The organism is Candidatus Glassbacteria bacterium, from assembly GCA_019456185.1.
Classification (GTDB): Bacteria; Gemmatimonadota; Glassbacteria; order GWA2-58-10; family GWA2-58-10; genus JAJRTS01.
Genome location: VRUH01000031.1, coordinates 2,132 through 15,330, shown reverse-complemented (window position 1 = coordinate 15,330; position 13,199 = coordinate 2,132). Strand labels below are relative to the sequence as shown.

Annotated in this window: 11 protein-coding genes (1 of these 11 cut by a window edge); 5 read left to right on the top strand and 6 right to left on the bottom strand. The window is 59.2% G+C overall.

The window, feature by feature from the left end; translation table 11 throughout:
- Nucleotides 1-2: 2 nt before the first annotated feature.
- From FVQ81_11640 to FVQ81_11630, 3 genes are all read left to right on the top strand, one after another.
- A complete protein-coding gene (locus FVQ81_11640) occupies nt 3-236 on the top strand; it encodes a hypothetical protein (protein MBW7997197.1) in 234 nt (77 codons plus the stop codon).
- A gap of 80 nt (nt 237-316) precedes the next feature.
- The gene (locus FVQ81_11635; GenBank protein ID MBW7997196.1) at nt 317-1,207 is read left to right on the top strand and encodes a DUF89 family protein; all 891 of its coding nucleotides are present in this window, start codon (nt 317-319) and stop codon (nt 1,205-1,207) included.
- 4 nt (nt 1,208-1,211) lie between these two features.
- Nucleotides 1,212-2,456 carry a serine hydrolase gene (locus FVQ81_11630; protein MBW7997195.1) on the top strand — a complete coding sequence of 415 codons (1,245 nt, stop codon included), beginning with the start codon at nt 1,212-1,214 and terminating at the stop codon, nt 2,454-2,456.
- 274 nt (nt 2,457-2,730) lie between these two features.
- Here FVQ81_11630 and FVQ81_11625 read toward each other — a convergent pair whose 3' ends face one another.
- A complete protein-coding gene (locus tag FVQ81_11625; protein MBW7997194.1) occupies nt 2,731-3,924 on the bottom strand; it encodes a Fic family protein in 1,194 nt (397 codons plus the stop codon).
- Nucleotides 3,925-4,052: 128 nt separating this feature from the next.
- Nucleotides 4,053-6,278 (bottom strand): MFS transporter, encoded by a 2,226-nt coding sequence (locus tag FVQ81_11620; GenBank protein MBW7997193.1) that lies wholly within the window; start codon nt 6,276-6,278, stop codon nt 4,053-4,055.
- A gap of 335 nt (nt 6,279-6,613) precedes the next feature.
- Between FVQ81_11620 and FVQ81_11615 the strand changes: the two genes are divergently transcribed.
- Nucleotides 6,614-7,930, top strand: coding sequence for a glycine--tRNA ligase (locus FVQ81_11615; GenBank protein ID MBW7997192.1), 1,317 nt, complete (start codon nt 6,614-6,616; stop codon nt 7,928-7,930).
- An 89-nt stretch (nt 7,931-8,019) separates the two neighbouring features.
- Nucleotides 8,020-9,126 carry a 23S rRNA (adenine(2503)-C(2))-methyltransferase RlmN gene (gene rlmN / locus FVQ81_11610; GenBank protein MBW7997191.1) on the top strand — a complete coding sequence of 369 codons (1,107 nt, stop codon included), beginning with the start codon at nt 8,020-8,022 and terminating at the stop codon, nt 9,124-9,126.
- A gap of 262 nt (nt 9,127-9,388) precedes the next feature.
- On the opposite strand, the gene FVQ81_11605 is transcribed toward rlmN, so the two are convergent.
- The 4 genes from FVQ81_11605 to FVQ81_11590 all read right to left on the bottom strand — a co-directional run.
- Nucleotides 9,389-11,545, bottom strand: a complete 2,157-nt coding sequence (locus FVQ81_11605; GenBank protein MBW7997190.1) for a glycoside hydrolase family 97 protein — start codon at nt 11,543-11,545, stop codon at nt 9,389-9,391.
- Nucleotides 11,546-11,718: 173 nt separating this feature from the next.
- Nucleotides 11,719-12,630, bottom strand: a complete 912-nt coding sequence (locus FVQ81_11600; GenBank protein MBW7997189.1) for an SMP-30/gluconolactonase/LRE family protein — start codon at nt 12,628-12,630, stop codon at nt 11,719-11,721.
- A 78-nt stretch (nt 12,631-12,708) separates the two neighbouring features.
- Complete coding sequence (locus FVQ81_11595; protein MBW7997188.1) at nt 12,709-13,164, bottom strand: hypothetical protein; 456 nt, start codon at nt 13,162-13,164, stop codon at nt 12,709-12,711.
- Nucleotides 13,101-13,199 carry the 3' end of an alpha/beta fold hydrolase gene (locus tag FVQ81_11590; GenBank protein MBW7997187.1) on the bottom strand. The gene runs 501 nt beyond the window's last position, so the window shows 99 of its 600 coding nt (coding positions 502-600); its start codon lies beyond the right edge, outside the window; it ends in the stop codon at nt 13,101-13,103. Before FVQ81_11590 ends, FVQ81_11595 begins: the two co-directional genes overlap by 64 nt.

Here is a 13,199-nt window from a genome sequence, read left to right as displayed (position 1 = left end):
AGATGCACGCCGAGATTTTTGGGCGCGAGGAGGACCGCTCCCCCCAGCCACCCCAGCGCGGCGGCTGGCTGCGTTACGCGCTCAGTTTCTTTATGGCCGCGGCCGTCTGGGTAACGGGGGACAAACTGGGCAACGGTTACCTGATGATTTTCGCCCTGGCCGTGGCCGGCAGCACGGCCTGTATCATTCTCGTGCGGGCTATCGACGCGCGCAAACGGCGGCGCAATAACTTGTAGGGACGGACCCCTGTGTCCGCCCCTAGTCCATTTCCGGCTGCAAAAGAAAAGTTTTACTACCCGTCATTCATGGAACTGCAATGCGAACCTACCTCGATTGTATCCCCTGTTTCGTGCGTCAGTCGCTGGAAGCCGCCCGGCTGGCGAGCGATGACGAGAACCTGCACCGCAAAATACTCGAACGCGCCCTCAAGACAGCAGCGGCCTGGGACTACTCGATCCCGCCGCCGGGGCTTGGTCAGGGTGTCCACCGGGCGATCCGCGAGCTGAGCGGGGTCGATGACCCCTACGGTGAGACCAAGACCAGGTTCACCGGCTACCTGATGGAACTGGTTCCCGAATTGGAACAGCGGGTGGCCCGGGCTGACGACCCATTCCTGGCCGCGCTGAAACTGGCCGTGGCCGGCAACGTGATCGATTTCGGGATCAATATCCACCTCACCCGCTCCGATATCGACCGGGCGGTGGAAAGCGCTCTGGCCTGGGAGCCGGACCGGGAGAGCGTCGAGGCATTCAGGAACGCGCTGGCCGCCTCTGCAAAAATCCTCTACGCCGGGGACAACGCCGGCGAGATCGTGTTCGACAAGCTGTTCATCCGCTGGATAAACGAGCTGTTCGCGCCGGTGGAGGTCACGTTTGTCGCCCGCGGCTGCCCGATCCTGAACGACGTGACCCTCGAAGACTCCCGTCGCGCGGGAATCGAGGAAGTGGCGAGGCTGATCGACAACGGCTCCGACGCTCCGGGCTGCCTGCTGGACGACTGCTCGGCGGAGTTCCACGCCGCCCTCGATGAGGCCGGCATGGTGATCAGCAAAGGCCAGGGCAACTACGAAACGCTCAGCGAAATACCCCATCAGACATTTTTCCTGCTCAAGGCCAAGTGCTCCTGTATCGCGCTCGATATCGGCGTGGCCGAGGGCGACCTGATCCTCCTGCACAAGCCGCCGGATAAAACCGGTAATCCCGCTTAATTCAATGTCGATGGAGGTCTCCATGCTCCGCCCGCTCGCTGTCCTGATGCCGCTGCTCGCCTTGACTGCGCTGATCTCCTGCGCGCCGGAAACCTCAGAGACTGAAAAAGCCGAACAGCTCGCCCCGGCAGAATATTTCCCGCCCCCGGAGCGCGAGGGCGGCTGGCGGGTCAACACCGAACCCGGGTTCGTGCGCTCGCTGGGGCTGGACCCGGAAGCGCTGGAGGAGTTCGGGCAATATAACCTGAGCGTACCCTCCAGCAACTGGCAGCCCTACGCCGCGCACAAGGGTATTATCGTGATCAAGGACGGCTGGATTGTGGGCGAGTGGTACAACGTCCCGGAGGCGAAAGACTTCCGCACCTACCTGTCGTCCAACGGCAAAAGCTTCGCGATCGCCTGTTTCGGGGTGATGGCCGAGGACAGCCGGCTCGACAGAATCCCGTTCGAGATCGACCGTGAGAGCAAGGTCTACGACCCGCGCTGGCTCCCCGGCGGGTTCCCGCTGTCCGACCCGGGGAAAGAGGAAATCACTTTCGAGATGATTTTCCGCCACACCTCGGGCCTGGCGCCTGAGCGCGACGCCGCCGGGGGCGACCACGAGCAGGGCCGCAACGAGTGGACCTGGTACCCCGACTGGATAGTGGGCCACGACGACGCCTGGCCGGTGACCGGTAAGCTGGTGTTCGATCCGGGCCACCCGGAGCAATGGGCCGGACAGGACGAGTGGGGGATGGTGGACGCCGCCTATTCCAGTGTCGCGTTCGGCCATGTCGGGCTGGTGCTGTCCAGCGTGTACGGGGTCCCGGCCTGGCGGTTTCTGTGGGAGCGGCTGTGCAGGCCGATCGGCTTTTCCGGCCTGGATTTCCACGGCCCCCCGGAGCCTGAGGCGGATATCCGCTGGTTCAGCGCCGGCGCCCTGCGGATGACCCCGCGCGACTACGCGCGGTTCGCCTACCTGCTGCTGGGCGACGGCCGCTGGGGGAGCGAGCAGCTTGTCCCGGCGGAATTCCTGCGCTCGTTCCGGGAAACGGCAAAATACCCCAACATGAAAAGCAACGCGGACGGACTTTTCGGAGAACAGTTCCCGCCGGACATGTTCCGGATCGCCGGCAGCGGACTCAACTGGGCGTACATTATCCCCTCGCAGAACCTGATCGCCCTGCGCACGGGCCGCGGCCACAACGCGATGTGGGACGAGGTGCGCACCGGGTTCCTGGAGCGGTTGGGGAGGGTGATGGGGGAGTAAATGCGGTATACCGCAATAAACGCGGGCGGACACATGGGTCCGCCCCTACAACCCATTAATTATTACACCAGAACTGTGTAGGGGCGCACCCGCGTGTGCGCCCGGCTTGGGGACCGATTGCCCTGCGCACGGGCCGCGGCCACAACGAGATGTGGGATGAGGTGCGCGCCGGGTTCCTGGAGCGGCTGGGGAGGGTTATGGGGGAGTGACGGGGCCGGGTATACCTGTCATAGCGACCAGGTACGCCTGGCGGACGAAAGAAATGTCGAAGGACCTAAATAAATTTTGTGGTTTTGGCTTTTGGCAAGGTCTTGACCCTTTTGAGAAAATCAGATTCAGTAATTTCGGTTGGCCATTCAAGTCTTGGGAGCAAAAAAACCAAATTTTCATCCCCTACTATATTCAACTTTATGGCCCCTAAATCGAGAAGCCCGTTCAAATCCCTAATATATGCTTTGTGAGGGTTCTTCAAATTAGCAAAATTAGCCTTTACGGCTTCGTACAATATCATCAATTCCAGTTTATCCTTTTCGAGAAGCATTTTTAAAATAATTAATTGCCTTTCAGCTATTACGCGCCTCCGACCAGTTTTAAGTCTTCCAAATAAATCATACATTACATTTCTATAAACAGCCTTTTGCACATGGATTTTTATCTCCTTCAACAAGCGTTGAACTTGAAAAGACAGGCCTTTCAACCCAAATATCAGGAAAGGAGTAATATTGTGACCGTTTTGATGTGAGTCTGCCAATGCGTTTAAATATGCAATTTTTTCATCATAGTAATAGTTAGACATTGCAATAAAACATGTGTCCCTAAGCCCCGATCGCTGCAGCATTAAGGCTTCCATTGCCCTGGCCGTTCTCCCGTTGCCATCTAGGAATGGATGCATCGCTGCCAAGTGATAGTGAATTGCAAGTGCCTGGACGATTTTATTGTGTTTTGGAAATTCACCTATTATTGCATCTGTAAATTCATAGAATGCTTTCTCGCATTCGGAACCGCCGGAAGCTCCTCTATGCCTAGGCTGTCCAAAATTTACATTTTGATCAGATTTCCTCAGGGCACCAGGTTCACAATGGTCGTCATCTGCACCTGTTACAATTCTTTTATGTATCTCCCTTATTAACTCAGAATCGATTGGCCTCTCATCTGGTACGTTGGCTAACCACCTGTATGTATTGACAGCTGCTCGCGCTTGCTTCTGAGATCTTGTAAACAATTCCTCTGGTGAATCCCTTAGCGCTTCATCTAACTCGCTTTCTGTAAAATCCGCACCTTCAATCCTTGATGTACCAGCCACTTCACGCTTCAACTCTATTGTTTGTAATTTCTCAACCCATTCCCTTTGATAGGGAATATTCTTTAAAGCCAGAATTACCGACTCTGCCTCAACCAGTGCAGATTGTATTTCTGAGTTATCGTATTTTATCCAGTTTTTTGGAACAGTGTATTTAATCATAACCAATTATATTTCCAATTCATTTCCATGTCAAGAATTTTTATCTTTTTATATTACAGGATATTAGCGCATGTATTTCTTTTCTCATATCCATTTCATTTCCAGATTATAATTTAGCTCATAACTAATTGATTTCACCCCACCAGCAGATAAACCCCCAGCATGGTCAGGCTGAACCGCAGACGCTGGGTGGCCGCGCGCACCCGCGCCGCGTCGTCCTCCAGCAGGTTTTTTACTAGTTTTCCGTGTTCGCTCTTGCTTTCTGCCAGGCGTAGTAGGGCCAACAGCGCCGCCGGTTCGCCGGAGAGCGTCTGCGCGGCGGCCTCCTCCAGCGCGTTTTTTATCGCCTCGCGCGTGGCGGCATCAACTTCCTCCCCGCGCGCCAGCAGCCGCTTCTCCACGTCGTCGGCCAGCATGTCGTTGCCCAGCACGGCGCCGCGGTTGTAGAGCGTCATCAGCCGGAAAAACTGCCCGCCCCAGCCCAGCAGGCCCATCGCGCTGGCCATGATCTGGTCGTGCTCGGCGGGCAGGGCGCGCGGGTCGAGCTTTCGCAGCAGCGGGGCCACGTTGGCGGCCTCGCCCATGTAGTACAGCGCCCGCGCCCCGTGGATCACCAGCCGCGGGTTATAGGTGGTGGCGAATATCTCGGCAATCCGGCCGTAGCTGGCCGTGTCTCCCAGTTGGGCCAGGGCCACCATCGCCTTGCCCTCCAGGAAGAAATCGTTACTGTAGAGCGCCTCGCGCAGGGCGCTGGCCGCCTGGGCCACCCGGTGGCGGCCCAGGATCTCGGCGGCCATGAAGGCGGTGCTGAACTCACCGTCCTTAACCTCCTCGATCAGCCGGAACGTGGTGGAATCGCCGAACTCGATCCGGTCGAGGGCCTCCAGCGCCGCGGTGCGCACAGTGATCAGCGGGCTGTCGAGATACTCCACCAGCGCGGTCTCGCCCAGCTCGCTGCCCAGGGTACCCAGTTCCTCGATCAGCTCCAGGCTCTCGTCGCGCTCCGGCGCGTCGCTCAAGCGCTGGAGGTTGACCAGGGCGCGCCAGTCGCGCGGCGAGAACATCATCCCGACCACCTCGCGCACCTTGCGCTCGGTCAGCGGCTGGAGCCGGATCACGCTCACCACGGCCAGGCCGAACACGGCCACCACGGCGGTGAAATAGGTGCGGTAGACCTCCATCCCGCCCAGCCCGAACTCGCGCAGCAGCTCCAGCAGTCCGCCGCCGATCACGGTGCCGGCCAGGCCGGCCGAGGCACCCTGCACCACCAGCGTGAGCAGGTTCATGTTGAGGATGCTGCCGCCGGGGACCACGTTCTGGAAGTAGTGCCCGCCGGCGATAAACACGCCGACCATGGTCCAGCCGACCAGGAAGAACAACAAGCCCGTATAGGCCAGCTGGGCGGTGTCCGGCGAGACGGCCCAGAGCGCGGCCAGCACGGCCAAGCCGAACACGTTGAGGATCAGGATCGGGCGCGGGCCGGTACGGTCGATCATCAGCGACACGGGCCAGCTCCCGGCCACCATCCCCAGCATCTGCAGCACCACGAAAATGATGGTGGTGCGGTCGCCGGTCCCGTAGCCGTTCTTGACCGCCAGGATCTGGAACGGCACCAGCAGCTGGATGCCGGCGTAGACCACGGCGAACATCACCAGCAGCCTTTTCAGCCTACGTTTGCCGTAAAGAGTCTGCAGGGTGTTGACCAGCGGCTCGCGGCTCGAATCGCGGGGGCCTGCGCTTTCGGGGACGTTGAACATGAACACGCTGGCGGCCACCCCGAGCACGCAGCCGATTCCGATCAGCCACTGGAAGCGCCAGAACTCGGGGGTCTCGCCCAGCCAGAAACTGACCCCAATGAGCATGCCGAGCATGGCGATATAGGCGAACCCCTGCCAGCGGGCGATAAAGCGGCCGCGGTCCTCGGGGCCGGTGATATCATTGATCAGGACATTTTCCGCCGAGAGTCCCATGGCGCGGAAGATGAAGAACACCAGGGCGGCCACCATCAGCCAGCCCAGTCCCACCGCTGGCGAAACGTTGACGTAAAGCCAGGGGGCGAGGATGAACGAGCCGGCGACAAGGTTGCGGGTGAACCAGCAGGCGCTGTGGGTGCGCGCCGCCCCCCACCTCGACACCAGCACCTTGCCCGCCAGCACGAACACCAGCGCGAGGTAGACGTAACCTGTCAGCAGGCCGATATGCCAGTCGCGCGCACCCAACTGGAGGGCGAACAGGACCAGCACGCTCTCGGCCAGGGCGGCGTAGGACAGCGCGTTTGTCGATGCGAACCAGAGAAACCTGCGCTGGGCCCGCACTTTCTGTGCCTGTGTCAGGCGCGCGGGAAACTCGCGGGGAGTCATTGTTGCTCCGTCATTTTAATGGGTAATCTGCTGCGATAAAGGCTCCACCGGCAAAAAAGTCCCGTCCCTCCCAACCTCCCGGGTGCTGCCGGTGATTTGTGGTTGGAAAATCGCCGTAAAAATAGCATCGTTCTCCTAAGTTTGTCAAAATATTGGCAGGTTATCGGCCGATTAGATGTATATTAGCGGCTCCTCCCAGCTTTGACAATGCCTGCACGAACCGTGCAAACCCTTAATCTCAGTTGACTTATCACCAGAATTCGGTTAAATTTGTAATCTTTGCGGCAGTTAGCGGAACTCAGAATACATATCAAGGGCGCAAGGAGCGTAACAGGATGGCGGCCAACAAGACCGAAACAGTCATGGACAAGCTGGTAAGCCTGTGCAAGCGGCGGGGATACATTTTCCAGAGCAGCGAAATCTACGGCGGGCTTAATTCGTGTTACGACTACGGGCCGCTGGGCGTGGAACTGAAACGCAACGTCAAGGATTTCTGGTGGTGGTGGATGACTCGCCGCCGCGACGATGTGGACGGAGTGGACACGAGTATCCTGATGCATCCGCGGGTCTGGGAAGCCAGCGGCCACGTGGAGGGTTTCACCGATCCGCTGGTGGACTGCAGGAGCTGCAAGCGGCGCTTCCGAGCCGACCAGATCGACACCTCATCATGCCCCAACTGCGGCAAGGATACGCTGACCGAGGCGCGCAAGTTCAACCTGATGTTCCGCACGCACATGGGACCGGTGGAGGACGAAAGCAGCGAGGTGTTCCTGCGCCCCGAAACCGCCCAGGGCATCTTCGTCAACTTCCTCAACGTCCAGACCGCCATGCGGCGCAAGGTGCCGTTCGGGATCGCACAGATCGGCAAGGCGTTCCGCAACGAGATCACTCCCGGTAATTTCGTGTTCCGCACCCGCGAGTTCGAGCAGATGGAGATGCAGTATTTTGTCAAGCCGGGCACGGACGAGGAATGGTTCGAGAAGTGGCGTAGCGACCGGATGGAATATTATCTGGCGCTCGGGCTTACCCCGGAAAAACTTCGCTGGCGCGAGCACGGCCCCGATGAACTGGCCCATTATGCGCGCACGGCGTTCGATATCGAATACGAATTCCCGTTCGGCTGGCAGGAGTTGGAGGGCGTGCACAACCGCACCGATTTCGACCTCCGGCGGCATAACGAATATTGCGGAAAGAAAAACGCGCTGAGTTATTTCGACGAGGCCTCCGGCGAGCGGTTCGTGCCGTTTGTGGTCGAGACCTCAGCAGGCTGCGACCGTACCCTGCTGACCTGCCTGGTGGACGCCTACCGCGAGGAGGAGGACCGCGTTGTGCTGGGTCTGTCGCCCCGGCTGGCGCCGATCAAGGCCGGCGTGTTCCCGCTGGTAAAAAAAGAGGGGATGGTGGCGGCGGCGAAAGATATCTACGAGCGGCTTAAGCCTGTGCACAAGTCGTTCTACGATGAGGGCGGGTCGATCGGCCGTCGCTACCGTCGCCAGGACGAGGCCGGTACTCCGCTGGGGATCACCACCGATGGTCAGACGCTGGAAGACGGGACAGTCACGATCCGCGAGCGCGACTCGATGGACCAGCACAGGGTGAAAATCGACGAGGTGGTCGGCTGGGTAACAACTTTTGTCGAGGGCAGCGATTGATCCGGCCAATATTTATTACAAAGTAATGCGCAGGGGCGCACTAACCGTGAGCCCCTGTTTTCTTAAAAGCAGAATCAAAATTAACCGTGATGAACGAGCAAAAACAGTCCAAGAATAAAGTCTCACTCCTGGACCTGGGCGTAACCGATACACCCGTACATTTGAGCGAACAGCTCAGCAAGTGGGGTGTTAAGCCGTTCCGGGTAAAACAGATTCTGCGCCAGGTGTTCCAGCGGGGAACGCTCGATTTCGCTCTGATGACCGACCTGCCCAAGGACCTGCGGGAACAGCTCGCCGGGACTTACGAGCTATACCCCGTGTGCCTGTCGGGCGAATCGATCAGCCGCGACGGGACCACCAAATACCTCTGGCGCGCCGGCGACGGTTCAGCTGCCGAGAGCGTAGTGATCCCGATGCAACGGGGCCACAAAACTGTCTGCCTCTCGACCCAGACCGGCTGCGCGCTGGGATGTTCGTTCTGCGCCACCGGCAGGCTGGGCGCCGGTCGAAACCTGACCGCCGGGGAAATCCTGATCCAGGCGATCCATCCGGTCAGCAACGGCCAGGGAGGTGAAACCCGGGACAACGACGCCGGCAACAGCGACCGCAGCCCTAATTACGTGTTCATGGGCATGGGCGAACCGCTGCTGAACTACGAAAACCTGGCAGCGGCAATCCGGGTGATGAACCACATCGATTTCATGCAGGTCGGCGCTCGCAGGATAACAGTCAGCACGGTAGGCCTGCCGGAGCAGATGGTCCGGTTCAGCACAGAGTTCCCCCAGGTCAAACTCGCCCTGAGCCTTCACACGGCCGACGACTCTCTCCGCCGCAAACTGATGCCGATCGCCAACAAGGTTCCGCTCCCTGAGCTGATCGACGCCTGCCTGGAATGCAACCGGATAACCGGCCGCCGGATAACGCTTGAATACCTGGTGCTTCCCGGGATCAACGACCGGGATGCCGATGTTTCCGCACTGGCCCGGATCAGCGACCGCCTGTCCTGCAAAATCAACCTGATTGGATATAACCCCGTCTCGGGCCTTCCCTACCGAAAGCCATCGCAGACCGAACTGATCAGGTTCCGCGACAAGCTGTTAGACGTGAGCAAAAAAGCGGTCACCTTGCGCCAATCCCACGGCAGCGATATCGCCGGGGCCTGCGGTCAGCTCGCCGGAGACCGACACCGGGGGTGAGAGCGCGGCGAGCGGCAAAGGCTGCAAAAATTACTGCCGGAGATCGACAGGCTGAAAAGCGCGGGCCGGCACGGGAGTTGCCAGAACACCACAGGGCGGTAACTCTGATGATGCGGGAAAAGCAACTCCCGTGCCGGCCCGCGCCTTGACCATCAACACTAAACCAGGCAAGACCTCTTATCCTCGAACCGGACATGATAAAGGGGCCGTACCCTCGATGGGTGCGGCCCCTTTTTGTCAGTCATCCGTTTTTCTTCTTCACTCAGTTACCTCTGGTCAGTATTGCTGCAAACCCGCCGCCGGGGGCCAGCTTGATCGCCAGCGGCGCGCCGGTGTCGACTTCCATTTCCATCGTATCCACATCCTCGGCATTCTGGTCAGCCCGGGCGCCATCGGCCCAGACACGGGCGTTCCAACTGCCGGCTCCCATGAAATCCAGCGATATCTCCAACTCGCGGCCTTCCCAGTCGGTCATTGCGCCCAGGTACCAGACATCACCTTTACGGCGTGCCAGCACTATATAATCGCCGGGCACCCCGTCAACGAACCGGGTTTCATCCCAGACAGTCGGGACCTCGCGGATCAGGTCGAGCCCATCCTCGCCGGCGTAGTTGCTCGGACTGTCGGCCAGGACCTGCAGCGGACTTTCATAGACGATAAACATCGCCAACTGGTGAACACGCGTGCCCATAACTTCGGGATTGATATTGCGCGGGGCAAATTTGCCTTCGACAGTGTTGTTGAATCCGCCGGGAGTGTAATCAATCGGGCCGAGCAGCATGCGTGTGTACGGGATAGTAACATCGTGCTCGGGATTGGCCCGGTCGCTCCACTTGACATATTCGAGACCCAAGACGCCCTCGCGGGTGATCAGGTTGGGCCATGTGCGGCGAATCCCGTCCGGGCGGATAGCGCCATGAAAATCGACAAGCAGCTTATGCCCGGCAGCCAGTTCGAGGGTCTTGCGGTACCAGTCGACCATCTTCTGGTCGTCGCGGTTCATGTAATCGATCTTGACTCCGGAGATTCCCCATTGCTGATACGTAGCGAAAGCCTGTTCCATCTTGTCGAAAATCGAGTCGTTACCGGCCATCAGGCTTTCCCAGTTGACCCATAACATCAGCTTGACCCCCAGGGAGTCGGCATAGTCGATCAGGTACGGCATATCAACCGACTCGATCGGAGTGGTAGCATCCTCTTCGGGGTTGCGGTGCTCACCGTACCAGCCGGCGTCGATCAGTGTGTATTCCAGGCCGTTTTCGGCGGCGAAATCGATATAGTGCTTGTAGGTGGAGGTCTCGAAATCGCCCTCTGTGGCGCGGCTGCGACGGATATTCGTCACTTTGCCGCTCCACCAGTCCCATGATGCTTTGCCGGGCTGAATCCAGGAAACGTCGCTGAGCTTGCTCGGATCGCTGAGAGCCATGATCAGGTCGGACTCGATCAGCTTGCCGGCGCTTTCGCCGATCATCAGCACGCGCCACGGGGTCTCGAACGGGACCGTGCCGGTACCTTTGACCTGCTTTTCACCGGGCAGCGGAACCAGCACATTGCTCAACGCGTAATCGATATTTCGCGAACCGCTGAGATAGCTGGTGGGGTAGTGTTCCAGGTCCGCCTCGGCGATACACAGAGCCGTGCCGTCCGCATACTGGACCAGCAACGGCAGGGCGACAGTGCTGTCGCGGGTAACGTCGCTCAACCTGGCTTTGACATAGTTGCCTTCGTAGTTGTGCGGGGGTAGCATGATCTGGAACAGGGAGAAAATATCGGCGTCATCGGGGAAATAGTAACCTGTGAGTTCGTTGGTCAGGATAAATTCCTCCAGAAAGCCGCTATGCTTGGCGGAGGGGAACTTGATATCCGGTTTCTGCACGGGGAAAAAATAGCGGAATGCCACCCCGTCGTTGTACGCCCTCATCACCAGGTCGAATGTGATCGCCGGGATCACCTTCTGACGCATCGTAATCCTGGTTTCATTATAATCAGCCTTGACCGAAGCCTGTTTACTCAGCGGCGTATCGAACTGATCCGAACCGGACGACTCGCTGACCGACATTATCACCAGATTACCCGAGACAGTCCCTTCATCACCGAGCTGAATCCCAAGCGGTGATTCAGCCAGCAACTGCTTGCCCTGATAGGAAACCGTGTAATACATGTTTACGCCCTCGGGATAGGGCGGCTGCATTTCCTTGAGCGCAAACACCATTGAGATCTTACCGTCGGGACTCGTGATACCGATTTCACCGGATGATTTGAATTCACCGCAGGAGGTGAAAGCCAGTGCCATCATCAGCATAGTAGCCGCCGCTGTGGACAACCGTTTAAACATGGAGTGTCCCCCTGTACATGATGGGTAGGAAGTAAAGAATATTAGTTTTCGAAGCTGGATGAAGCAGTGATGCCGCCGAGGCATCGCAGAATAAACCGGCAACACGCGTAAACCGACAGCGCGGAACGGACAAATCCGGCGGTATCCAAGGTTGAGTTATATAACTTAAACTCCCTTTAAATGCAATAGATTAGTCAAGGTGTGAGACCATCGATGTCTTTCCGGTCAAACCATCTTCATTCAAATGAGTCTGTTGGTCAGGGAAGTCCCCTTACCAGCAGTTTCACGGCGTATACATCGGGGCGTGCGGTGATATACAGTGTCTTCCACTCTGGACCGCCGAAACAGCAGTTGGTCGGCTGGTGAGGAGTCAGGATCCGCCCCAGCAACTCACCCTGCGGGCTGAACACCTGGACCCCGTCGCCCGCGGTAACGTACACCCGGCCCATCACGTCCACGCACATCCCGTCGGGGCCGCCGGGAGCGATTTCTGCGAACATCCCGATCTCTTCCAGCTCCCCGTCGGCGACCCGGAAACTGCGCACGTGGCCCAGCCCGCTGTCGGAGATATACAATACATTTTTGTTCGGCGAGAATACGATCCCGTTGGGCCGGTGGAAATCATCGGCCACCACTTGCGGCTCGCCGCCGTCGGACTGCATCTGGAACACGTTCTGCGCCCCCTGTTCCTGTTCCCGGCCCTCCAGCCCGTAGGGCGGATCGGTGAACCACAGCGATCCGTCGGTGTCCAGCGCGATATCGTTGGGGCTGTTGAGTTTCCCGCCGCCGTAACTGTCGCACAGAGTAATCGCGCTGTCTGGCGCCAGGACCAGGCTCACGCGACGGTTGCCGTGCTCGCAGGCCAGCAGCCGGCCTTTGGAATCCAGCAGCAGGCCGTTGCTTTTACCAGAGGGCTGCCGCCAGACAGACAGCCCGTCCGCGGCCGACCAGCGGTAGATTATATCCGCCGGGATGTCGCTGAACAGCAGGTAGCCCGGCGCTCCACCTGCCCGGCCCTCGATCCAGACAGGTCCCTCGGTGAACTGAAGCCCCGCGGCCACTGTCTCCAGCACGGCGTCTTCGGCAATCACCTCGGCGAACGAGGGGTCCTCGGACTTGACCGCCGCCGCGCTCAGCGCAGCCGGAACGGTCAACGACAGCAGTAACATCGCGAGCCTGAGCATTATCGGCCTCCTGTCTGATAAAAAAGTAACCTGCAATCCACAAAATTTGAACGATACCCGGCGCTAGTTTTTCGACTGCCGCGACAGCCACTCGCAGCCAGCCGAGGGCAGCCCCTCGTGACCGCCCTCGAATAATGTCACCCGCACCGGACCGGCTGCCCGGCGGAACAGCACCCGCTTCTCTCCGTACGACGGGTCGTTCACCCGCTCGCCCGCCAGCCCTGCCGGTACGGCCTCTGTCAGCTCAAATTCAGTTATCTCGTCCTCGGTCAGCGCCTTGTCCGGCTCACCGTTGGCGGCGGCCAGCATGTTGAATGCCCGCAGGGCATGGCCCGCCGGCACAGACCCCGTGTGCCCGTCGTGGATCCCGGCGTTGATCTCGATCGCCACGCCACCCGTACCGTCCAGCACGCTCATCGGTGAGCGGGCATGGTACTCGCGGTCGACTCCGGGGCTTACGCCGGGCGCACCGCCGCAGGCGGCCTCCATCTCGTCGGCGTAGCGAAGCCTCCGTTCCACGCATTCTGCGTGCCAGCGAGCCAGGTCGAATATCG

What these genes read in the sequence shown, in the direction of transcription:
- FVQ81_11640 (MBW7997197.1), top strand. Translation starts at nt 3, where the DNA reads ATGCACGCCGAGATTTTTGGGCGCGAGGAGGACCGCTCCCCCCAGCCA.
- FVQ81_11635 (MBW7997196.1), top strand. Translation starts at nt 317, where the DNA reads ATGCGAACCTACCTCGATTGTATCCCCTGTTTCGTGCGTCAGTCGCTG.
- FVQ81_11630 (MBW7997195.1), top strand. Translation starts at nt 1,212, where the DNA reads ATGTCGATGGAGGTCTCCATGCTCCGCCCGCTCGCTGTCCTGATGCCG.
- FVQ81_11620 (MBW7997193.1), bottom strand. Translation starts at nt 6,278, where the DNA reads ATGACTCCCCGCGAGTTTCCCGCGCGCCTGACACAGGCACAGAAAGTG.
- FVQ81_11615 (MBW7997192.1), top strand. Translation starts at nt 6,614, where the DNA reads ATGGCGGCCAACAAGACCGAAACAGTCATGGACAAGCTGGTAAGCCTG.
- rlmN (MBW7997191.1), top strand. Translation starts at nt 8,020, where the DNA reads ATGAACGAGCAAAAACAGTCCAAGAATAAAGTCTCACTCCTGGACCTG.
- FVQ81_11605 (MBW7997190.1), bottom strand. Translation starts at nt 11,545, where the DNA reads ATGCCTCGGCGGCATCACTGCTTCATCCAGCTTCGAAAACTAATATTC.
- FVQ81_11600 (MBW7997189.1), bottom strand. Translation starts at nt 12,630, where the DNA reads ATGTTACTGCTGTCGTTGACCGTTCCGGCTGCGCTGAGCGCGGCGGCG.